At 55.6% G+C, this 22,695-nt stretch carries 20 protein-coding genes and 3 pseudogenes; 9 read left to right on the top strand and 14 right to left on the bottom strand.

Translation table 11 applies throughout. The features are described 5' to 3' along the window. Positions 1–6: 6 nt before the first annotated feature. The 4 genes from O2S87_RS10115 to O2S87_RS10100 form a co-directional block, all read right to left on the bottom strand. Entirely contained in the window at positions 7–966 is a 960-nt protein-coding gene (locus tag O2S87_RS10115) for an ArsA family ATPase (protein WP_475408673.1), read from the bottom strand. A 116-nt stretch (positions 967–1,082) separates the two neighbouring features. Continuing rightward, a complete protein-coding gene (locus O2S87_RS10110) occupies positions 1,083–1,214 on the bottom strand; it encodes a hypothetical protein (RefSeq protein WP_475408672.1) in 132 nt (43 codons plus the stop codon). A 144-nt stretch (positions 1,215–1,358) separates the two neighbouring features. After that, positions 1,359–1,721, bottom strand: a complete 363-nt coding sequence (locus O2S87_RS10105; RefSeq protein ID WP_475408671.1) for a hypothetical protein — start codon at positions 1,719–1,721, stop codon at positions 1,359–1,361. A gap of 109 nt (positions 1,722–1,830) precedes the next feature. Next, the gene (locus O2S87_RS10100; protein WP_475408670.1) at positions 1,831–2,667 is read right to left on the bottom strand and encodes an alpha/beta fold hydrolase; all 837 of its coding nucleotides are present in this window, start codon (positions 2,665–2,667) and stop codon (positions 1,831–1,833) included. Positions 2,668–2,787: 120 nt separating this feature from the next. On the opposite strand from O2S87_RS10100, the gene O2S87_RS10095 reads away from it, so the two are divergent. Together O2S87_RS10095 and O2S87_RS10090 are read left to right on the top strand one after the other, a co-directional pair. Then, on the top strand, positions 2,788–4,020 hold the full coding sequence (locus tag O2S87_RS10095) for a cytochrome P450 (RefSeq protein WP_475408669.1): 1,233 nt from the start codon (positions 2,788–2,790) through the stop codon (positions 4,018–4,020). A 231-nt stretch (positions 4,021–4,251) separates the two neighbouring features. Then, entirely contained in the window at positions 4,252–5,349 is a 1,098-nt protein-coding gene (locus O2S87_RS10090; RefSeq protein ID WP_475408668.1) for a glycerol dehydrogenase, read from the top strand. A gap of 61 nt (positions 5,350–5,410) precedes the next feature. Here the strand turns inward: O2S87_RS10090 and ilvD are convergent, their stop codons facing one another. Then, positions 5,411–7,156, bottom strand: a complete 1,746-nt coding sequence (gene ilvD / locus O2S87_RS10085; protein ID WP_475408667.1) for a dihydroxy-acid dehydratase — start codon at positions 7,154–7,156, stop codon at positions 5,411–5,413. Between the two features lie 80 nt (positions 7,157–7,236). Here ilvD and O2S87_RS10080 point away from each other — a divergent pair, with 80 nt between their 5' ends. Next, on the top strand, positions 7,237–7,581 hold the full coding sequence (locus tag O2S87_RS10080; protein WP_475408666.1) for a DUF7977 family protein: 345 nt from the start codon (positions 7,237–7,239) through the stop codon (positions 7,579–7,581). A 41-nt stretch (positions 7,582–7,622) separates the two neighbouring features. After that, a complete protein-coding gene (locus O2S87_RS10075; RefSeq protein ID WP_475408665.1) occupies positions 7,623–7,883 on the top strand; it encodes an AbrB/MazE/SpoVT family DNA-binding domain-containing protein in 261 nt (86 codons plus the stop codon). A 225-nt stretch (positions 7,884–8,108) separates the two neighbouring features. Here O2S87_RS10075 and O2S87_RS10070 read toward each other — a convergent pair. From O2S87_RS10070 to O2S87_RS10060, 3 genes and pseudogenes are all read right to left on the bottom strand, one after another. Then, a pseudogene (locus tag O2S87_RS10070) lies at positions 8,109–9,149 on the bottom strand (TIGR04347 family pseudo-SAM/SPASM protein); the annotation flags it as partial. A gap of 74 nt (positions 9,150–9,223) precedes the next feature. After that, positions 9,224–10,459, bottom strand: a complete 1,236-nt coding sequence (locus tag O2S87_RS10065) for an RNA-guided endonuclease InsQ/TnpB family protein (RefSeq protein WP_475408664.1) — start codon at positions 10,457–10,459, stop codon at positions 9,224–9,226. Beyond that, positions 10,456–10,593 (bottom strand): plasmid partition protein ParG, encoded by a 138-nt coding sequence (locus O2S87_RS10060; RefSeq protein WP_475408663.1) that lies wholly within the window; start codon positions 10,591–10,593, stop codon positions 10,456–10,458. The genes O2S87_RS10065 and O2S87_RS10060 overlap by 4 nt, the downstream gene beginning before the upstream one ends. A gap of 82 nt (positions 10,594–10,675) precedes the next feature. Here O2S87_RS10060 and tnpA point away from each other — a divergent pair. Then, positions 10,676–11,045, top strand: a pseudogene (gene tnpA, locus O2S87_RS10055) (IS200/IS605 family transposase). Positions 11,046–11,097: 52 nt separating this feature from the next. Here tnpA and O2S87_RS10050 read toward each other — a convergent pair. The 3 genes and pseudogenes from O2S87_RS10050 to O2S87_RS10040 form a co-directional block, all read right to left on the bottom strand. Further along, a pseudogene (locus O2S87_RS10050) lies at positions 11,098–11,253 on the bottom strand (TIGR04347 family pseudo-SAM/SPASM protein); the annotation flags it as partial. Positions 11,254–11,332: 79 nt separating this feature from the next. Then, positions 11,333–12,676, bottom strand: a complete 1,344-nt coding sequence (locus O2S87_RS10045) for an RNase J family beta-CASP ribonuclease (RefSeq protein WP_475408662.1) — start codon at positions 12,674–12,676, stop codon at positions 11,333–11,335. A gap of 231 nt (positions 12,677–12,907) precedes the next feature. Continuing rightward, on the bottom strand, positions 12,908–13,084 hold the full coding sequence (locus tag O2S87_RS10040) for an HEWD family protein (protein ID WP_475408661.1): 177 nt from the start codon (positions 13,082–13,084) through the stop codon (positions 12,908–12,910). A 227-nt stretch (positions 13,085–13,311) separates the two neighbouring features. Here O2S87_RS10040 and O2S87_RS10035 point away from each other — a divergent pair, with 227 nt between their 5' ends. After that, a complete protein-coding gene (locus tag O2S87_RS10035) occupies positions 13,312–13,467 on the top strand; it encodes a rubrerythrin-like domain-containing protein (RefSeq protein WP_475408660.1) in 156 nt (51 codons plus the stop codon). A gap of 3 nt (positions 13,468–13,470) precedes the next feature. Here O2S87_RS10035 and O2S87_RS10030 read toward each other — a convergent pair whose 3' ends face one another. The 3 genes from O2S87_RS10030 to O2S87_RS10020 all read right to left on the bottom strand — a co-directional run bounded on the left by O2S87_RS10030 (position 13,471) and on the right by O2S87_RS10020 (position 18,962). Then, positions 13,471–14,436 (bottom strand): DUF368 domain-containing protein, encoded by a 966-nt coding sequence (locus O2S87_RS10030; RefSeq protein ID WP_475408658.1) that lies wholly within the window; start codon positions 14,434–14,436, stop codon positions 13,471–13,473. Positions 14,437–14,649: 213 nt separating this feature from the next. Further along, a complete protein-coding gene (locus O2S87_RS10025) occupies positions 14,650–17,625 on the bottom strand; it encodes an oligosaccharyl transferase, archaeosortase A system-associated (protein WP_475408657.1) in 2,976 nt (991 codons plus the stop codon). An 83-nt stretch (positions 17,626–17,708) separates the two neighbouring features. Continuing rightward, on the bottom strand, positions 17,709–18,962 hold the full coding sequence (locus O2S87_RS10020; RefSeq protein WP_475408656.1) for a sulfatase family protein: 1,254 nt from the start codon (positions 18,960–18,962) through the stop codon (positions 17,709–17,711). Positions 18,963–19,093: 131 nt separating this feature from the next. On the opposite strand from O2S87_RS10020, the gene aglG reads away from it, so the two are divergent. The 3 genes from aglG (at position 19,094) to O2S87_RS10005 (ending at position 22,186) form a co-directional block, all read left to right on the top strand. Next, positions 19,094–20,017 carry a glucosyl-dolichyl phosphate glucuronosyltransferase gene (gene aglG / locus O2S87_RS10015; RefSeq protein WP_475408655.1) on the top strand — a complete coding sequence of 308 codons (924 nt, stop codon included), beginning with the start codon at positions 19,094–19,096 and terminating at the stop codon, positions 20,015–20,017. Positions 20,018–20,081: 64 nt separating this feature from the next. Continuing rightward, positions 20,082–21,014, top strand: coding sequence for an SDR family oxidoreductase (locus O2S87_RS10010; RefSeq protein WP_475408654.1), 933 nt, complete (start codon positions 20,082–20,084; stop codon positions 21,012–21,014). Beyond that, a complete protein-coding gene (locus O2S87_RS10005) occupies positions 21,014–22,186 on the top strand; it encodes a glycosyltransferase family 4 protein (RefSeq protein ID WP_475408653.1) in 1,173 nt (390 codons plus the stop codon). Before O2S87_RS10010 ends, O2S87_RS10005 begins: the two co-directional genes overlap by 1 nt. Positions 22,187–22,695: the final 509 nt, after the last annotated feature.

Here is a 22,695-nt window from a genome sequence, read left to right as displayed (position 1 = left end):
CTGTGCCTACTCCGAGACCTCGACCAGCGTATCGGGGAGTTCGCGTGCGATCCGGTCGACCGTTTCGCGAGCCGTCTGATCGCTGGTAACAGCCGGAATCTCAACGAGCCGATAGTCGGAAAACTGGGCTTCGAGCCGCTCGATCTGCTCGCGGTGGGCTGCTTCGGTCGCCTGACACCGCTCACAGTCGGAACCGGCGTCCGTCAGCACCCGATTGACGACTATCGTGTCGACTGGAATCCTGGACGCTGTCAGCTGATCGACCAGCCGCGTCGTTTCGGCGACCGCCATCGGTTCGGGGAGACAGACCACCCGAAAATCAACGCGCTGGGGGTCGGTTAGGATGTCTCTAACGTGCTCCATGCGGCCAGCCAGTGCCTCGAACTCGTCGGTCTCGGCGCGTCGGCGAGCGAAGAGATAGGCTGGGCCAAACATCGCACTTCGGGCGGTATCGACCGTCCGGCGGAGCTGTCCCCGAAGCGAGTTGGCCGCCGCGACGGTCTCTCGGAGTACCGAGGGGAGCTCTAAAAGGCGGAGTGTGTGACCTGTGGGAGCCGTGTCGACGATGATCCGGTCGAATGTAGTACCCTCGCTGTGGGCAGCCAGCGCCTCGATGGCTGCCAGTTCGTCGCTTCCGGGCACGACGCCAGCGGTGAACAGCCGTTCGACGGCCTCGTCGTCGAGTCGGATACCCGCCGACCGGAGTTCGGTCGCTAGCGAGTCGACGATAGCGCGGTAGGCTTGCTCTCCGGCGTCGGGCGAGAGCTCTTCGATCCAGAGGTCATCGTCGACCGCTATCTGTCCAGGACTCGGCTCGATTCCGAACGCATCGGCCAGCGAATGGGCTGGATCGGTCGAGATAACGAGCGTCTCGTGGCCCCGAGTAGCGGCTGCAACACCCGTCGACGCCGCGAGCGTCGTCTTCCCGACGCCGCCTTTGCCGCCGTAACAGACGAACTGAACCATGATACCAAACCACGGGTTCGACTCTCAAAAGTAACTGTATTGTCACGTATGCAGTAGTATGAGATCAGTGTGACAGTAACGAATGAGAGTCGGCCGTAGTCGACGGCTACTTTGCGTTATGTAACGGCGTGATCGCAGTTCGGACACCGCTCGGGATACCGTCGCCCGTCGACCGCAGGAATCCCATACTCTCCGTTTTCCGGTTTTTGACGGCGGATTCGATCTCCGCAGCCCATACAGTGTTTCATCTCGATGAGTCTTCGCGCAAGGAGATATGAATCTGCTGTCCAGCCACGGCTCCTGGATGGTGCGCAAAAAATAACTGACAGTAACTGGTGGCTAACCGGATTCGTGTATTTAAATCGATGGGAAAACCCGGTCGGTGGCGGAGTTTAGATCGGGAGTCGCTTGCGGGCCTGGTCGATCATTGCGTCGACGCGGTCTTGGAACTTTTCGACCGAACGTTCGACGTAGTGGACGCGCTGGCGAGGGATTCGGCGGATAACATCGTTTCCCTCGTCGTCGGTGCCGGTTTTGAGCTGCCAGTGGTCTTGGAAGTAGACGATGTGTTCGTTGTCGACCGAGCGGCTCGTTTTCTCGCCGTCGGGGTCGTCGAAGACGATGGTGGCCTGACCTAACTTAGGGTCTGGAACGTCGAGTCCCGACTCGTCGGTATCGTCTTGGATATCCTCGTCGACGCCGGGCTCTGCTTCGAATTCTGGCTCCGGATCTGCGTCGGAATCTGACTCGGACATGGTGGGAGAGTGCGTCGTCACGTGCAAAACGCTGCGGGCCGAATATGGCGGATAGAGCGACTGTATCGGGTTGTTATACGACCTGTCGGTTGGGGCGAGCGGTCGACAGTCAGTCCGCACAGACCTGCTGTGGATCCGTAAGGAAGGCCTGCAGGCGGCCGTCGTGAAGTCGCTTGCGCTCGTCGAACGCGCCGTGTTTCGTTCCGTCGATTGGATGGACACGGGCGTTCGGGATGCCGTCAGCGGTTTCGCGGAGGATGGATTCAGGGAAAAACGGGTCGTCGCTCCCGCCGATTACGAGCGTCTCGGCTTCGATGTCGTCGAGCGTTGCCGTCCCGTCGTAGTCGAGAATCGCAGCGAGCGACCGCGAGACGTCGGTCGGCCTCGCCGGTTGTGGGAGGATAAACCGGCCAGCCGTCTGGATCGTCGACGGAAAGACGTAGTGCCGCCAGTCGCGGCGGCTGTAGAGCGTCGTCGCCAGCTCGGATCGGAGCCGAAACCAACGGTGGTCGTCGGCGTACGCTTTCCATCGCTCGACGGTCGACCGCCCGGCGTCGGCGACGCGGGTTCCCGAGCAGGTGACGACCAGTTGGTTCACGAGTTCGGGATAGCGGGCGGCAAGTTCCTGTCCAATGAAGCCGCCCATTGAGATCCCGAGCACGTCGATTGGAGTCGGCACCGAGTCAAGAATCTGGCCGTACTGCTCGGTCGCATCGTCAATACTGTAGTTCTCTGGCAGCCCACGCGGTCGGCTGATCAGGTGAATCGTATACTCGTCAGTGAACCGGTGGAAGTAGCTCGCGAGTGCCCACGCGGCCGTAGGTGGATACCAGCCACCGAACAGCGCGTCGCCGAAGCCGGGAATCACCACCAGTTGCTTGTCGCCACTGCCGACGCGGACGTAGGGAAACGAATCTAGGAGGTGGCCAGTCACGGACGAACTCATCACCCCACCTTCGGCCGAGGCGGTCAAAAGATCGGGGTTGTGCTGGATTTGTGATATCAAAATACCCTCTGAATCCGACGGGTGCGAACAGTTACCCTCACAGAACCAACAATATATGACATGAGTGCCGCCGATCCCAGTCGACCGGCAGTGAGTTTTCCCGAACCGTTGGCGAGTCGCGAGCGCTGGCTCGAACCGTTCGACTGGTACCGAGAGATGCGAGCCGAGTCACCGGTTCGATACGACGCCGACCGCGAACTGTGGGACGTGTTTCGGTACGATGATGTCAAACAGATCCTTGACAACGACGTACTCTTCTCGTCTGACCCCTCGAACATGCCCGGTTTCGCCGACGAAATCGCTGACTCGGAGGGCGAACCGCCCCCGGTGTTCGATACGATGTTGTTCGCCGATCCGCCGGAGCACGGTCGACTCCGTGGTGTTGTCGAGGAGTTCTTTCGACCACGAGCAATCGGTGAACTGAAAGCGCAGATCGAACGACTGACGGCGGAGTATGTAGAGAACCTCGACGACGAGTTCGATCTCGTCTCCGAGGTAGCCTATCCAATGCCGGTCGACGTGATTGCGATGATGCTCGGGGTGCCGACTGACGATCGCACGATGTTCAAACAGTGGTCGGATACGCTCATCGAGCGACCGACTGCGAAAACCGAAGCCGCAATGGAGACATTCCAACAGCAACAACAAGAAACCCAGCGCGAGATGAGCGAGTACTTTGGTGAACTAATCGAAGCGCGGCGAGCCGAACCCCAGGACGATCTCATTACGGCGATAATAGAGGCCGAAGTCGACGGCCAGCGCCTTTCTGAGCGTGAGATGGTCGGCTTCTGTACCCTCTTGCTGGTCGCGGGCAACATCACCACGACGAACCTAATCACCAACGCGATGCGGTGCTTTACTGCCCGTCCCGGGCTATTTGATGCGTTGCAGAGTGGCGAAACGAGAGTGGCGACCGCCATCGAAGAGGCCCTTCGCTACCGCTCGCCCGTCCAAGCCTTGTTTCGGGTGACCACGGAGTCGACCGAACTCGGTGGCCAAGAGATCCCCGCAGGCGAGGGCGTGGTAGCGTGGCTCGGGTCGGCCAACCGCGACGAACGGATGTTTGACCGAGCAGATGAGTTCGTTCCGAATCGACAGCCGAACCAACATCTCTCGTTCGGTTACGGCACCCACTACTGTCTGGGCGCACCGCTCGCGCGGCTCGAAGCGAAAATCGCGTTTGACATGTTACTCGAACGCTTTGAGACAATCGAGCCGGTCGACACAGAGCTCCGACCCCTCCGGAGTTCGTTTATATACGGTGTTGAAGAGTACCCACTTCGCGTGAGCTAACAGTCCTAAATACCATTTACATTGCCCGATTCCGATCCGCGCCCGTTGGATGATGCGACACGCAGCTCCTGAGAGTGACCACCACAGAACACAGGATACTACGAGGGACCTACTTCGCAGGCATGGAACCGTATTGGTCGACACAACACGCAAACAGTCGACGGCTGTCTGTATACAAAACCTTCATCATCTTTTATTCTCTTTGGTGCAGAACCAGTAGACAGAGGCCTTATGACAAACGTATTCAAATCCCCTGCTGCGTACGTTCAGGGTCGTGGCGTAGCTACTGAAATAGCCGAGCATACCGAACATCTCGGAGAGACCACTCTGTTGCTCGCCGACAAGATTGTCCTCGATCTCGTTGAGGAAACGGTCGTCGGGAGTCTCGAAGAAGCCGGAATAGCTGCCTCATCAATCGAATTCGGCGGCGAATCCTCTCAACAAGAGATCGACCGAATTGGAGATGTGGCAGCAGATCGAGCCGCAGAGATTATTATTGGTGCAGGAGGTGGCAAGGCACTGGACACTGCCAAAGCCGTCCGAGAAGAAACCGGGGGTGCGATGGTTTCGATGCCGACAATCGCCTCAACCGACGCTCCGACAAGCGCGCTCTCAGTAATATACAGTGAGCACGGTGAGTTCGAAGAATACTGGTTCTACGAGCAACATCCCGACCTCGTTCTCGTTGATACTGAGATCATCGCGGCTGCACCGACCCGATTGTTCCGCTCAGGGATTGCCGACGGACTCGCAACGTGGTTCGAAGCGGATGCTACTCAGCAATCACACGGCGAGACGATTGGCGGCGGCAAACCAACCCGTGCAGGACACCAACTCGCAGAGCTCTGTTATACGACACTCCGTCAACATGGAATCACTGCCGTCGACGCGGTTGATAACGGTGCAGTCACCGAAAGCGTCGAGGCAGTTACCGAAGCCAACACACTGCTGAGTGGGCTCGGCTTCGAGAGCGGCGGGCTTGCTGCAGCCCACTCTGTGCACAACGGGCTGACCCAGATCGATGCGACACACGATGCAACACATGGGGAGAAGGTAAACATTGGAACGATCTCACAACTCGTCCTTGAGGGCCGAGACGACGCCTTCATCGAAGACTACGTGCAGTTCTCACAGGCCATCGGACTGCCGACGACACTGACAGACATTGGCCTTGAGGATCCGACGCGTGACCAACTCGATACCGTCGCAGAAACGGCCTGTGACGAAGCCGAGACGATTCACAACGAACCATTCGACGTGACACCGCCGATGGTTCGTGATGCGATCCGAACTGCGGACAGCATCGGTCGAAGACTCAGTTCTCAGTAGTCGTCGTTGGTAGGTAGCTGCGCAGTTCTGTTTCGAAGGCCTGCAAAAACTGTAGGGCGTGTTAGTCGTTGTCGACTAAGCCTGGATTCGTCACTGCACCTTTGGCGGCCGAGCCGAAGTCGCGGGCGTACTTTGCGAGGACACCGTTGGTGTACTGCGGCGGCCGCGGCTCCCACGACTCGCGGCGCTCAGCGAGTTCGTCGTCCGAAAGATCGACTGAGAGTTCACGGGCCGGGATGTCGACGGTGACGGTATCGCCGTCTTCAAGTAGCCCAATGGGGCCGCCATCTTTGGCCTCGGGGGCGACGTGGCCGATCATCGGTCCACGTGTCGCACCGGAGAACCGACCGTCGGTGAGTAGTGCCACGTCGTCTTCGTGTCCCGCACCGACCACCGCGGCGGTAACGCCGAGCATTTCGCGCATCCCGGGACCACCGCGTGGTCCCTCGTTGCGGATGACGAGCACGTCACCCGACTCGATGTGGCCCTTCTGGACGTAGGCCATCGCCGCTTCCTCGTTTTCGAAGATGCGCGCAGGACCCTCGTGGTGGAACTTGTCGTCTCCCGTGACCTTCAGGACGCTGCCATCAGGTGAGAGGTTGCCGGTGAGGATCTTGATCGCACCTTCTTCCTGGTAGGGATCGTCGACCGTGTAGAAGTAGTCGGCCTCGATCTCGTCATCTTCGGCAAGCAGGCCCTCAGCTTCGAGGTGGGCGAGTTCCTCGGCGATGGTCCGGCCCGTGACGGTCATCGCGTCGCCGTGGATTAAATCAGCATTTAACATGCGGCGCAAGACGACCGGGACGCCGCCGATCTCGAACAGATCGTTCATCACGCGCGTGCCCCCGGGCTGGAGGTTGATGATTTTCGGGGTTCGGCGCGAGATCTCGTCGAACTCCGTAATGTCGAGGTCGATTCCCGCCTCCGCAGCGAGCGCAAGCAGGTGGAGCACCGCGTTGGTCGACCCACCCGTTGCCACCTGCAGAGCGATGGCATTCTCGAATGATTTTTTCGAGAGGATGTCGGAGGGTCGACGGTCGTTTTTGATGACATCGAGAGCAATCTCGCCGGATCGTTCGGCGATCTCGTAGCGATCCTCGTGTTCGGCTGGTGCGGCCGCCGAGCCAAGCGGGGCCAGTCCGAGCGTCTCGCTGATTGAGGCCATCGTGTTGGCGGTGAACATCCCGCCACATGACCCCGCACCCGGGCAGGCGTGGCGCTCCATCTCATCGAGCTCGTCCTCACTCATGTCACCCTGGGCGACTGCACCCACACCTTCGAAGACGTTCTGGATGGTGACCTCGCGGCCACCGTGTTCACCGGGCATGATCGAACCGCCATAGACGAAAACAGAGGGGAGATCGGTGCGAATCATCGCCATCATCATTCCTGGCATGTTCTTGTCACAGCCGCCGATGGTAACGAGCCCGTCCATCCGCTCGCCGAACGAGACGAGTTCGACACTGTCAGCAATGATCTCCCGAGAGATAAGCGAGGCTTTCATTCCTTCGGTGCCCATTGAGATGGCATCCGAGATCGTGATCGTGTTGAACTCGATCGGCATCCCTCCGGCGTTGTCGACGCCCGCGTAAGCGGCTTCGGCGACATCATCGAGGTGGACGTTACACGGCGTGATGTCGGCCGCACAGTTGGCGACCCCGACCATCGGCGACGAAAGGTCCTCGTCGTCGTAGCCCATCGCCCGAAACATCGCGCGGGAGGGGGCTTGATCGGTACCCTCGGTGACTTCGCTGCTCCGCAGATTCGGGTCCTTACCCGACCGCTCGCGGCCTTCCTGCTTGCTCATACCAGCATCTTGGAGCCTGTCAGTTAAAACCCCTCGAATACCGTGGCCAAAACCGTGAGGGCTTTGCCACTCACACGACTATGTCGACTGTGAGTTCCGACACCAGCGACGCGGTCGACGAGACTTCATCACGGGTCGACGATGGGGGCTACGTCCACCGGCCGGACGAGACGGACGGGGTCGAGAGGGCCGATTCCGAACCGTACACTGGGAAGCCAGAAGGCGAAGGATTCGACGCTGGTGGGTGGATTCTCGTCGCTGGTGTCTTCGTCTGTTTTCTCTTGATTCCCAGCGTGATTTATCTGTTTCCAGCTGCTCCGGGAGCGTTCGGCTTGCCCTTCATTACGACGTTTTTGGTCCTCCCGCTGATTCCGGCCGTTTTGCTTGGGCTGCTGGCGGTGTGGTCGATGAAGGCGGCCAGCTAATCAGGGACGTAAATATAGTACTACACCACGTAGTGCTCAGTATGAGTGGCGACGATAACACCGAAATCAAAACAACGCTCATCACACGGAAAGGTCAGGTCACCATTCCAAAGGCCCTCCGTGAGGAGTTCAATCTTGAAGAGGGCGACGAGCTTCGGTGGGAAAAAGCCGACGACGGGATCCGAGTTAGGAAAGCGACGCGGTCCGCAGGACGTGGAATGCTTGTCGACGAAGAGATCTCCGAAGCAAAGCGAGAAGAGATGGCCGAAGAGATGGAAGCGACTATTCGAGAACAGCGCTGAACAGAGTGGTAACAGGACTCGTTACACGGTCGACAGCGTTGCAATGACACGCTATCTCGTCGACCAGCTTCCAACGGCTGCATATTACATGACACAACCCACGATACACTGCTTTTCGCGAACCACCGAGTGCGGGGAACCGAGGTGATTGTCACCAATGACGAAGAGTTCGACTGCAAGAGCACTGTCCAGAGATAATATCAAATATATTATCAAACCGGTAGATTAGTGAGGGGCGATTCCGATCTCTTCGGCTGTGAGATAGCACTGTGGATCAGGCGCGAATGGGTCGCCGTTGACGGTTAGGGATCGAAGCGGTGATCCGCCCCGACAGATCGATTGATAGCGACAGTCCGCACATCGACCAGTAAGGTGATCAGTGCGGTTACGGAGCTTCCGGACTAACGTATCCGATTCGTCGGACCATATCTCGCCGAAGGTTCGGTCGCAAACGTTTCCCACGGAATACCCCTGCCAGAACTGATTGAGGTGGACGTTGCCCCGTGGATCGACATCGGCCACGCGCTCACCTGTGGGATCACCGCCGTTTTGCTGGAGGTAGGCCTCGACTTGCTTCGCGTGTGTCTCGCCCATCTCTCGGCGGGCGTACTCAACGAGAAAGCCCGCAACGGCGTAGTTGCCGACCAGCAGTGTCTCGATCTCTTCGCCTCGGGCATGGTACTCACGGGTGAGATCACAGAGCGTCTCGACAGCCTCGCGTTTCTCGGTGGGCGTCAGGTCAGCGTCGACGATCTCCCGGCCTCGACCACCATAATCGAGGTGATAGAAACAAAAGCGGTCGACGCCCACGTCAGTCAGCAGGTCGATAATCGATTCGAGGTCTTCGTCGTTGTATTTCGTGATCGTATACCGGAGGCCGGTTTTGACGCCCACGTCGAGACAGGCCTTGATACCGCGAATGGCAGCCTGAAACGCACCTGCTTGGCCGCGGAACTCGTCGTTTCGGGCTTCGAGACCGTCGACCGACACCCCGGCGTACGCGAGGCCAGCCTCCTTGAGTTCGCGGACATTCTCGCGGGTGAGCAGCGTCCCGTTGGTTGATAATACCGGCCTGATACCGAGGTCGGAAGCATAGTCGACCAGTTCGGGAAGGTCCTGGCGGACGAGTGGCTCGCCACCCGAAAACAGGACGACAGGAACGCCGAAGTCGGATAGCTGTTCGAGGAGGTACTTGCCCTCCTCCGTGGACAGCTCATTTGGTCCGGCTTGGTCACACGCACCAGCATAGCAGTGACTGCAGTGAACTGCCTTGGAGTTAAGCCCAAAAGGCTTCCCGTGGTTTAGTCGGACACTCCCACACGACCATCGGCCTGATAGCCTCAAACGGTCGGGTGGGTCACGGTCGGGGCGTCCACAGCCCCCGATGCCTGCCGTCGCACCTTCCGAACAACGGGAAGGCTGTTGAGAGCAGGCACATTCCAATCGAGTTTCTTGATTCCTTTCACAGCGATGTTGACGCTTGCACCACGGTCACTGTGGTCTTGATGCCCGCACGACCGGCACTTGAAGCGCTTTTTGTTACGATTCGCACACTCCGTGTGTCCACAGATCGGACACCGCTGGCTCGTGTATGCCGGGTCAATCCATGCGGTCGGAATCCCCTCAAACGACGCCTTGTACGACGTGTAGTACTGAAGAGCGCGGAATGGGAGGTGGTGCAAGCGTCGGTTCATCCGCGTACCGTAGTCGATACTATCGCGCATCTCTTTGAGGTCTTCAAAGACGATGCACGGCTTCCCGAACTTATGGCTCCACTCCACGATGTGTCGAGATACCTTGTGGAGTCTGTCACGGACAAACCGTTCTTCTCGACCTTCTAGCGTGTGGTGAACACTATCTTTCCCTGCGTTTTGAACACGCTTCCGCATCGTGAAGTAACGGTGGCGCTCGAACTTGATTTCGGGGAAGTCGATGACAAGCGTGTCTTCGACGCCATCCTCGGAGAGTGCGCTGAGGGCCACGTTGTCCTCGTTCACGTCCACACCGATGACCGTCCGTGAGTCGTGCTTGTCTCGAACGGTCTGTTCGGTGTTGGTGACGTTGACGTGTAACTCAGGGTTGTCGTTGTGGAACAGGGCTTCTGCTGTCCCAATCTTCCACTCGTCGCTTTCGAGTGCGGTCTCGAGAATGTCGAGATGAGCGTCGTCACCTTCGAGGACGCCTTTAACGTGTTTGTACGGCTTCGCGCTGATGCGGAATTCCACGTCTCCATCGTCGGCGAGCGATAGGTTATACCCTTCCTCGTAGTTCGCACGAAGGGGGTACGCACCGTCCTTGGTGTGACTCGGGAGTCCGAAGTCGTCGTACTCGTAGTAGTTCTCCATCGCACCGAGTGCTTTGGCGACGACGCGTTGAGTTGTGTTTTTTACGAGGTTGGCGTCGTCGGCCACACGGTCGGGAATCGCGTCCCAGTCCACGCCTTCTTTGGCGAGTCTGATGGTTTCATTGTACACTGAGCGGGCTTCGAGAGTGGCGTCGTACAGTAGGCTCTCGTTGTCACTCTGGATGTTGAGTTGGAAGTCCAGCGTCTTGAGGAGGGCCTGTGTGTCGGTCATTCTTCGGATTCGTTGAGCCAGTCGTTGACAAGCCCGCGCACTACGTCGGACTTAGTTTCGTCAACCTCTATGCACTTCTTCGAGAACTTCTTGTACACGTCGTCCTCAAAGTCCACGGACAGTCGTTTCGTCATCTCACTTTCTTACTTAGATACTGAAATGCTTAATTCTTATCCACGTATTGTCTGTATGGGCAAAAAGTAGTCGAATCACACGGTGTATAACTTCAACTACCACTTCGTGTGGTGTCCGAAATACCGTCACGCGATTCTCGAACCGATCGAGGACTCGCTGGAATGAAGTTTCCGCGACGTGTGCGACGAGTACGAATACAATATACTGTCGCTCCACATCTCACTCGACCACGTACATCTGTTCCTCTCTGCCCACCCGAAGCACGCATCGACCAAGATTGTGCGGACAATCAAGACGTCACAGCTGAGAGATGTGTTAACAGCACGAACAGAATTTGGAAGGATATCTGTGGAGTGGTGGGTTCTGAGAACAGTCGCACTACACCGGAATGGCAAGAACAGTCTCAACAGAGACGATTGAACGGTATATCGAACGAACAGGATACGATTGAGTGTCGGCTTCACCCTCGAAGTGGAGCCCCGAGGCAATCACCTTGATTATTTGTAAAGGTTGCACTGCTGAGTCGTATTCCAGACGACCACCGGTCGACGCTGTTTGGTCTCCGTGATCTGTGGCTTGGTCGACTCTGCGGCCGCTGCGTACCGAAGCCCGTCGCTCTCGGCATCGAGGTCACAAAGGAGTTTGCTGATCGATATCATCCCAACAGTCGACGGTTAGGGTGACGTACCAAAACCGTCTGGCCGGTTCCCACAAGATGGGAACGCCCACAGGAGCCGACTATTCGGTGATCTGGATGATGTTGCCGTTGCGGGTCGTGTGGAGGTCCCGACCGAGTTCGTAGCCGAACGAACCCGCGGTGTCGACGTAGCCCGCCATGCCTTTGAGGTTCTGGTGAGCCGGAATCAGCTCTTTGGGCTGAAGCGCATCGAGCATCTGGTAGTGGCCCTCCTGACAGAGGTGGCCCGAGACGTGAATATCGTCGTAGATACGTGCGCCCTGCATTTTGAGGAGGCGCTCGGACTGATAGCGGTTACCCTCGTTGGTCGGCTCGGGGATGATCCCCGCCGAGAAGATGACCTTGTCACCCTGATCGAAGTCATAGTTGGTCTCGCCGCGGCCCATTCGCGTGAGGAGTGCGCGTGGCTCGCCCTGGTGGCCCGTCACGATCGGCAGGAAGTTTTCTTTCCCATCTTTCATAATGCGGTTGAGGCTCTGGTCGATGGCGCGTCGATGACCGTACATCTCGATGTCGTCGGGCAGGTCGACGTCCAGATGTCGTGCCGTCCCGGTGTATTTCTCCATCGAGCGACCCAAGAGAATCGGCTTGCGGCCGATCTCTTTCGAGAATTCGAGCAGGCTAGAGACACGAGCGATGTGGCTGGCGAACGTCGTCGCAACCATCCCACCGTTGTAGTCTTCGAGGCTCAACATTGTGTCGTGGAGCTCTTTGCGAGCGACCGACTCGGAGGGCGTGCGACCCTTTTTGTTCGCGTTGGTACAGTCCTCGATGTAACAGAGGACGCCGTCACCCTCGCGGCCGATCTCCTTGAACCGCTGCATGTCGAACGGATCGCCCAGCACGGGTGTGTGGTCGATGCGTTTGTCGAGGCCGTAGACAATGGCCCCTTCAGGGGTGTGAAGGACGGGATTGATCGCATCGAGCGTCGAGTGAGTGACGTTGACGAACTCCAGTTCGGTTTTGTCACCGATGCGCATTGTTTCGCCTGCGTTCATCACCTGGAGGTCGTTTTGGACGTCGAACTTGCCCTCGTCGCGAATCTGCTCGCGGACGAGTTCGATCGTGAAGGGGGTGGCGACGATGGGCGCGTCGTAGCGGTGGGCGAGTTTGGGGATCGCACCGATGTGATCGAGGTGACCGTGGGTCGGGACGATGGCCTTGACGTCGCCGTCGAGTTCGCTCATGACCCGGTCGTCGGGGATCGCGCCCATGTCGATCAGGTCCAGGCTGTGCATGCGCTCGGTCTGGACGTTGTCGTGAATCAATACCTGTGAGAGGTTGAGGCCCATATCGAAGATGACGATGTCGTCATCCATACGGACCGCAGTCATCTGTCGACCGACCTCTTCGTAGCCGCCTACTGTCGCAATTTCGATTTCCATAGATATGCCGAACGGGACGGTTCACACGCAGACAGCCAGCGAAATCGAGACGATCGAGAGCAGCCGAAAGCGAACCGCACCACACCGCCAGAGCCGAAGACCCGATTCGATTGCGCGTCTGTCATACGGGAACAGCGCGTTGGTTGTATCGATAGCTGACCCGCAGACATAAATAGACGGTGACTCAGTGTCGGTCTACCTCTCGGTCGACCCTACCGTTACAGCTCGGTACTACTCGAACTCCTCGAACGGAACGAACTGGCCATTTATATCCCACTCATGAATGCAGTAGATACTGCCCGGCTCATCGTCGGCGATCTCCCACGACGCGGTCGTCGGGTTCCACTGTTCAGTTCTTCCACACCGTTCGCAGGTGCGCGCTGTCGGTCGACGAAGCCTCACGGTCATGCTCGAAGTGGAGTCACACACAGAGTTAAACATGACTTGTTGATCCGCCCTCGATCATGTGAGTTGGCATATAAACGGTTGGCCACCAACGACCGAGTGACGGTTGGACAAACAACCACTACAGAACCAACAATGCGTATAAATACTCGACAACGTCACCATATGAAGCAAAACCTGTGGAAAACTGTGACAAAGTTTTATTTGTTGGCAGACATCTAGATCGGCATATGATACCGAATAACGCAGAAATCGATCCGTTCTCTCCGGACCGGGGCTACTTCGAATGTCTCGACTGTGGAGAACGGAGGATCAGCGACGAGCGACTGACGACCTGCGAGGGGTGCGGCGGACCGCTCCAGAACATCGCCGTCCCGCGCGAATAAGAATCACGCAGGACGTGACTGGCCGGTTTCGATTCCGCCAGCCAGTCGGTCGACGACCACGACTGCGCCTGCACCGACGGCGGCGGACAACAGAAACAGCCCAGCAGTCGAGGTGGTCCAGACGGTCTCCATTGCTGCCAGTTCGATGCTCGTCTGTTCGACCGGAGCCCGAAGCGCACCGACGATGAGACTCACGAGAAACGCGAGCGTCGCTTCGCGGTAGCGTTCGAGCGCCCACCGGATACTGTGTGAGATCGTCACTAGTCCGACCAGGCCGCCACTCATAAACACGATCACGGGTGTGGCCGTTTCGATCACCGTTTCGATTCCGCCACCGTTGAGTGTGCCGACGAGCGCGTCGGTAAACCGGCTCAGCGTGGTCGACATGTACTCGTACTGGCCGAGCATGAGCAACAGCAACGAGCCGGAGATCCCCGGCAGGATCATCGCACTGACTGCCACGCCGCCAGCGACGAACACCACTGGGAGGGTGGAACCAACGGTCGAGGCCGCATACCCCGACAATAAAAATGCCAATGCGAACCCGCTGGCTGCAGCCGTCTGTCTGCCCCGCGTCGATAGCGAGACCTCGCTGTAGAGAACGACTGCCGAGGCTCCGATTAGGCCGAAAAAAAAGCCGTAGGTTTCGACGGGGTTTGTTTCTAAGAGAACGCTAATGATTCGGAGCACGATCACGATCGCCGTCGCGATACCGGCACCGAGAGCAAGCAGAAAACCGGTGTCAAATTCGCGGAGTGCCTCGATCGCCTCTGGTCGACCGTCTTCGCGAAGGCCGCCGACGAGCGCACGGAGCCGATCCGGTTCGATGGCTGTGATCGCACTGATCAGCCGCTCGTAGATACCAGTGATCAGCGCGATTGTCCCACCAGAGACCCCAGGGACGGCGTCGGCCGCCCCCATACAGAGTCCACGGAGGTAGATACCGGCCAGCTCGCGGAGCGTCGTCATTACTATCCGATGGGTGACCGACGGCATTGTTAGTTCGGGTTTGTATATCGTCGTTAGCGTCGACTCGTTGTGGGTGAGCGGTAGTCGTTGACTACGACAGCCGAGTCTGTGAGTGTGATTCGTCTGAGAAATTGTTCGACAGTAATGACCGACTACTGACTCTGTGGTCGGTCCAAAAATCAAGTAGGAAGTGACTACGCCTCGAAAGCTCGACTACGCTTCGAGGTCGACGGTTACTGCTTCTTCGTTTTCGCCAACGACCTGTGCTTCTTCGACGTCGACCTGGGTGTCGCCACCGTCGTCAGTCGTAATGTCGTACTCGCCCGTTGCCTCGACAGAGGTGTTCGTGTAGCCCTCATCAGGACCGAACTCGTCGTAGCCCGTCGTTGAGTACGGAAGTGTCATCTCGAAGTTCCCGTCCTCATCGGCGGTGGCATACTGGGTGTAGTCGAACGTCTCGCCCGTCTCTGGGACCTCCATCTCGACGGTTGCGCTGACCTCGCTGTCGGGCTCAGCACCACTTCCCTCGACTGTTGCACCGGGGACTCGCTCGAAAGTTTTGACCGAGTGCGGTGTCGTATCGAACAGCTGTTCGAGGTCGAGACCTGTGGCTTGGGCCGTGATGGCTAGCTGTTGTTGGACGTTTGACTCGCTGGCTTTGACCAGTCGGTAATGTTCGAGCGCGTCGACACGCTCTGTCGGGTTGGATCCAAGCCCACCGATCTGGGCATCGGGATTCTCGTCGACATATTCCTCTGCCTCTGACATCGAGTCAAAGGTTCGGACGTCCTCTTCTGGGTTGAAGTTAGGGAGTGAGTACTGTTGTCCATCGAACTCAACCGTGTCTTTCGGCTCAATCACGATCGGCTCTGGCTCGGCCGCACTGCCGTGGTACTGGTAGAGCCGAACCATTTGGCTCTCGTAGTACCGCTGAGTGTGGATTTGGACGGATCTTTGCTGAAGTGCCTGCTGATTTTGCAGTATGGCGTTTGTGTCCTCTTCGCTCGATGGCAGGCTGACAGCCTGCTCGAAGAGATCAGACTGTTCTACTTCGCCGTCATCATAGAACACCGTCGGTGCGGTGAGTTTCTGGTTTGCACTCACCATCTGGTTGTCGACCATGACATACCGTGTCTGGCCGTCTTCGCCCATCTTTTCGTCAAGGGCGTCAGCAGCCCGCTCTTCCGAGGGTGCCAACAGGTAGTTAGCTGCTTCAGAGGCACCCTGCTGGAACGGGTTAGCGTTCGGGATACGCTCGCCAATCGATGTGATCCAGTGACCGTAGTCCCACCACGATTGGACGCCGTAGGCTCCCTCTTCATATTCAAAGTCGTCGTCAGCAGGGCGGTCGTACGTGCCGTACAGCTCCATTGGATTGTCAGCACCTTCGAGTTCGCCCGGCTGTGGGGTCTCGCTGCTCATCCATTCGAGGCTATCTTCCCACTGGGTTACTGCGCCAGGGCCATTGGCGTCAGGACTGCCAGCGGCCCATGCCGAACTGCCGAACGGAACCAGCAATGGCGCGAGAATGAGTACAAATGCAGTCACCAGAACCATCATCTGCCAACCTTCGAGGCTTCGAGCCGACTCAATGACTGATTCGCCCGTTGCCTCTAAGTCGACATATTCGAGAACTTGGGCGACGAAAATCGCAGTGAACACTGCGACGACAATTGCGAGATAATAGTTGAACCTGACTTGGGTGAACGCCGCCGAGGTAATGAACGCAGCCCAGACGAGCAAGTAGAGTTCAACTGCATCATATCGGTGGCGGAACGTTGCACCGACGAGTAACGCTGCGGCGATAATGAGACCAAGAACCTGCCACTCGGTTCCAAATACGCCGGCGATCGAATCGAGAACGGGTGACCCAAGATAGATCAGCCCAACCGTGGCGAGACTTCCAATGAGATACCACGTATCTCGACTGTTGTCGCTCCGATAGAGGGGTCGACCGAGTACGATGAGCGCAGCGACGAGTGCAGTAAAGAACGCGAGGCCGTACTCGGAGAAAATTGTGCCAAATGGCGAACCACTGCCGAGGAACGGTTGAGCTTCACCGATCGTCCCAGCGGATGCAGAGGCACTAAAGCCGATTCTACCAAGAGCTTGGCTGCTGAGGTCTCCAACAAAACTTGAGAACACAATCGCCAGAACGGCGAGGATACCACCAACTGCAACTGGGTATAATGACGTATCGAGATCACGCGTCTCCCAGAATCTGGCGAGATAACTGAGGAAGATACATCCAAATCCGACACCCATGGGAAGAATCACTTGGAGCAGCGAGTACTCGTTTGGACCACCGATCGTGAAGTTATTCAACGGAACGAACATGAGCAGCCCCGCCACAATCATCGAAACCGCTCCGACGAACGCGATCGGTTCCGGGCTCCGATCGTGATATACCTCGCTCGTGAGTTTGATCGCGAAGAAGATACCCGTAAAGCCGATGAGAAGCGCACCGGGAACCCACGCCCACATGTAGAGTGCTGCCGCCACACCAGCGCCCACTGAATAAACCAGCGGCCTACGGAGTGCTTCGAAGTCTCGGTCGACAACTAGCTCCCAGATCGGCTGTTCACGCTGAGCTACTGCGAGGGCAGCGACAAAGGCAAACACACCGAGCGCCTGAAAGAACACTTCGGCAGCATGATGATCGTAAAAGCCAACCAACGTATAGTTGAAAAACGTCCCTGGAAGAAGTGCGAGAACTGCAATTCCGACGAGCGCCGGAGCGCGTCCGGCAAACCGCGCTGCGATCAGATACGTCGGAACGATCGCAGCAACGGCGAAAACCGGTGCAGCGATGAGCATAATCACACCCGCGTACTCTGGAGATGGGTCGCCAAAACTTGTTACGAGAATGAACGCCGAAACGATCTGGTCAAACAACGTCCCGAACTGGTCGGCACTCGTTCCAGAGGGGTAGTTCGTCCACGGATCAAATGGAAGTGTCGACGGGAAGTTTTCGAGGAGATAGGTGGTCTCTCGGAAGTGATACCACGGGTCGTTGCCACGGAACACAACACTGTCAGCTGTGTGAAAATTCTCCAATGCTTGGAGACGAGTAGCGAGCATGATCGCCATCAGCCCAAGTAGAACGGGTATGTGATAGAACTGCCTGAGAAGAGTGCGTGCATCACTCGTAGCAAGATTGCTTATTTTTTCCTTATTTGTATCTTTCATTACCTTGTTACAGTTTCAAATCATGAATAAGCCTTGTGAAAACGGGTTTGGACGATGACCAGCCTCACTGAAAGGTGGCAAGCCTATAAATAGCCCAAATCACGAAGTAAATCGTCGGTATCTGATTTTTCTATATCCTGTAACCCTTCCGTCGGAAGATACTTTTTCAGTTGGCTCTGGAGTCGCTCATCTTTGATCGGATTCAATTCCAATGGATCTGCATCCAGATCGTATAGCTCCGGCGACCAATCCCTGTTGGGGTACTCCACATATTTGAACCCATTTGCTCGGATAGCCCGTTTCCAACTGTTTCCTCGCCCATCTCTCAGTACACCCCCCGTAGCTCGCATATATGCTTCTCTGTCTTCGACAGCTGCCGGTGGTAACAGTGATTTACCGTCGATATTTTTCGAAAGATCCGATTCGATGTCAAGCAACTCCAACAGTGTAGGGAATATATCTATCTGCCGTACTTGTTCGTCGACTGTCCCAGAATCCACATCGGGCCCAGAGATGAGGAACGGGACATTTGTCGTGAAATCGAAGATCATCGGTCCATGTCCGGTTTCGAGATAATGGTCTTTTATTCCGGGGTTGGATACGGTATCAACGATACGATTAATCGCTCTAGTTAGTGGTCGAATGTCGTACTCTCTTGTGTATGCGAGCTTCTCAAGAAGGAGCTTTCTATAGACGAATCGGGGTCCCGACCACGGAATGCCACGACCAGAGATGCTTTCGCCGTGGTCACCATGCAACAGTATCATAGTATCGTCTGGAAGCTCTGCAACAAAGGATTCCAACTCACGATCAAGTGCCGAAAGCGCTCTCGCGTACGAAGTATCGCCAAACTCTGCTGAATCGTACTTTGAGGGGACTTCGATTGGCCAATGGAGTTCCCAGAGATGTAAATATAGGAAATATGGTTCTTCAAGCTCATTTAATTGTTTTTTTGCAGTAGTACCCCACTCGTCGGCGAGATTGTTGTTACGATCTCGATACAAGTACTTGTCAAACCCCCGATCCAGACTTGTTTCGGTCACAAGCGGGCCTGTTGCCATTGCGTACGTCGAATAACCGTTCTCGCTGAGCAGTTCGGCTAAAGTGTCGACATCAGCATCCAATTCAGAGTAGGAATGTGAGTTGACCCCGTTTTTTTCAGAATAACATCCAGTCATGAAACTGGCCACACACGGTGTTGTCGTCGTTGTCGTCGAATACATATTTTTGAAATGTAAGGATCCAGACAGCAACTCATCGATGAACGGTGTATCTGCCTTGTCAGATGCGACGAAATCCTCTCGCAAACAGTCGATACACAGGAATAACACATTCATAGATATAAATGCTCGTTTGTGAATATATCATTTATGGTTTGATTTTGAGATAGCAGCGCTGATACCTGGGGCTGAGAGCCCGAATACGTGTTTGGAAACCATTATTGTGTGGCGTATACGAGTTGTTTTTGATGAAGGTTTCTGTCGTCATCTGTACGTACTCTATGGAGATGTGTGATCACGTCCATGAGGCAATCAACAGCATACGTCAGCAAACTTATCAAAATATCGAGATTGTCCTGGTCGTCGATGGCAACGATACGCTCTGTAAGGAGATCGAAGCGAGCTACGGTGATTTATCGGCCATGAAAATCCAATGCAACGACCAGAATGTGGGATTATCTGAGAGTCGGAACACAGCTCTCAGCTACGCTACAGGGGATGTGATTGCCTTTCTTGATGACGATGCGGTCGCCGAGGATACATGGATCGAGGAACTCGTCTCAGTGTACACTACACAGGATGCGGTTGCTGTAGGTGGGAAGATGGTCGGCGACTGGGTTGCTGGTAAGCCATCGTTCCTTCCCAAGGAGTTCTATTGGCTAGTTGGCGTCACACACAGAGGGTTCGCTGACCCGGGTCAAGAGGTCCGCAACACCTTTGGTTCAAACATATCATTTAGACGAAAGGTATTTGAGGAGATCGGCGAGTTCGATCCGGAGCTAGGGCGGCGTGGCTCGCTGAACATTCAGGCCGAAGAGACGATATTCTGTGTCCGGATGCGTGAAACCTTCGGTCACGGCGTCGTCTACAACCCGGATGCGGTCGTTGCCCACAAAGTCTTCGATTACCGAACAGATTCGAAATGGCTGCTCAAGCGGGCGTTTTGGCAAGGCTACTCAAAACGCGTGATGGAACAGCTAATCCAGGAAAGCAGCGACAACGAAAAGGCGTTTTTGAAGCAGTTGCTGGGTGAGTTTATTCCGGGGCGGTTCAAGAGTTTGATTTGGTCGCCAACGGCTCCAAAACTGCTGCAGCTGCTCTCAATTATCGCGTTTACTGTTGCTGTCGGCCTCGGCTACGGGTATGGAATCTGTCGAGAACTATTATCCTGACACGACCAGGATTCAATAACAGTTCCGACAGCTATAACCACATACTCGTCAACAGCCGTAATAAATGAAATGCGCACTGGTTACTGGTGCTGCAGGATTTATCGGATCTCATCTTACCGAAGCACTCATCGATCAAGGGTACGAGGTTCGAGGACTGGATAATCTCTCTAATGGGAATCTCGACAACCTTGGCCCAGTCCTTGACCACGATGCGTTTACATTTATTCAGGGAGACATCCGTAACAGTGAACTTATAGAGGAGTGCACCGAAGGCGTCGACTACGTCTTCCACTTGGCTGCGGTGGCCTCGGTCCAGCGGAGTTTTGACGAGCCGAGCGTTATTTCCGATGTGAACTGTACAGGCACCTCAGTACTTCTTGAGGCAGCTGCAGACCACGATGTCGACACAGTCGTCGTTGCATCCTCTGCAGCTGTGTACGGGTCCGGCGGTGAGTTACCAAAACATGAGAATATGCGAACTGCTGGGGAATCACCGTACGCACTGTCGAAACAGTACACTGAACAGGCGACCGCTCAGCTGGGTCACGAGTACGGATTCAACGCAGTTGGACTTCGATACTTCAATGTATTTGGCCCACGGCAGGACCCAGATGGAGAGTACGCTGCGGTTGTCCCAAAGTTCATCGATCACATGCTACATGGAAATCGACCGGTTGTGTTCGGAGACGGCGACCAATCGCGTGACTTCGTGTTCGTCGAAGATGTAGTGCAGGCGAATATCAAGGCTGCAGAAAGTGACTGTACAGGAGAGGTGTTGAACATCGCCCGCGGCAAACGGACCACAATCAACGAACTGGTTGATCAACTAAACGAAATCCTTGGGACAGCAATCGAACCGGTGCACGAAGCACCTAGGTCTGGAGATATTCGTCACTCCGGAGCAACTATTTCGAAAGCACGGGATGCGGTTGGATACGAGCCGGCTATCAGATTTACAGACGGGTTGGAACAAACCGTAGACTGGTTTTCGAAATGATGGCAGATGAAACGACCGGGCAGACACATTCGGATGCTGAACTCCCAGATGTCTGTGTCGTCACCCATCCGCTTGGATCTGCAGGAGAAAATGCGACTCGGACATTGATGGAAATTCTATCGACAATTACCTCGGTGTCTCTCGTTACTGCAGACCTGCCAGCAGACTCTGATATGAGGAACCGACACGAGATTATTGAACTCCAAGGGCAAAGTACGGCATCATCGATTCTCTGGGCAGCAGCACTGTTCCTTATAAATCAGATACAGATGTGCCGAGTTATCGCTCGACGAACTGAGGACGTAATTCTCTTTTTTGGGTCAACGTCGTACGTGCTGCCGATCATCTTTGCACGACTGGTTGGGAAGACAGTGCTGATAGAACCGCGCGGAGATGTGCCACTGACGCTACAGCTACACTGGCAGGAACGAGTTCCACAGCCAGTTGCGAAACTGCTGTCTGATCTGGTGAGATTGTTCGAAGCAATCAGCTATCATACAGCCAGCGGAATTATTACGTATACTCCCTCCATGGCTACGCAGCTCGGTCTCGATCAGTTCGATGAGAAACTGTATCCAAATGGAGCAAGATACATCGACAGTGAGCTGTTTTCTCCACAGGTACCGTATGAGGACCGTGAGTGTGTTGTTGGTTTTCTTGGTCGGCTAGACGAAGAAAAAGGAGTTCGAACGCTCGCGACAGTTGCGAAGCAGCTCCCGGACGGTGTCACGTTCGTGTTTGCTGGAGACGGTGAACTCAAGGAGTGGTTGAAAACAGAGTTGGCCGAAGAGATTGCCTCAGGTTCTGTCGAGGTAGCCGGATGGGTAGATCATAAAGATGTTCCACAACTGCTGAATCGATTCAAACTCCTCATACTACCGTCACAGCCGACCGAAGGGTTACCAACAGCGATTCTCGAATCGATGGCCTGCGGAACGCCAGTGTATGCAACACCAGTCTCCGGGACTCCAGACGTGGTTCGAAACGGAGAGACAGGGTTCCTAATTGAAAAGTTTTCGATAGAATCGATGGTTGATCAGATCACAACAATACTTAATCGGGCGGACTTGCCCTATATAAGTAGCGAAGCACGGAGTGAAATCAACCGATCATATACTTTTACTCACGCTGTTGACCGGTATCGCAGAATCCTTCAGGAAGGACAAACGTAAGCAATAACAGAAATGGAGAATTAGGGATAAACGCAGGTAGAAATCTGAAATATATATTACAATCAGTATCGATTGATTTAAGTATATGATGTTGACGCATATACGAAATGGTTCCACGTGCTTACAAATATTGTCAGGAATATGGTCTGTTAGATCTTCTGTGTGCTGGATGGCGACATAGTTTCCGACCAGTGATTCGTAAAACGCCGTATCCGATACAATGGATTCCAATCCAGCTATTTTATCTCCCACATCTTTCATTTGTGTTACCGTACAAAACCCACTGGTGTCGAATAGATCTACGGAATGGGCTGACATTCTTTTTCCCTAATTTGAGAGACCATGCTGTCCCATTTCGAGTATTTAAATTTGCTGTGAGTCCATCACATCCAACCGATGGGTACACGAGCAGATAGTACTCCTCGATCTACAGTTGGAGCTGAATTTTACTTGCTACTCGACGCAGTCGATAGCGAGTCTATTGCTGACGACTTCGAGATCGGGACATA

The organism is Halohasta sp. A2 (assembly GCF_056175805.1).
The sequence above is the reverse complement of the archived record's forward strand: the minus strand, read 5'-3'. Positions and strand labels throughout refer to the sequence as shown.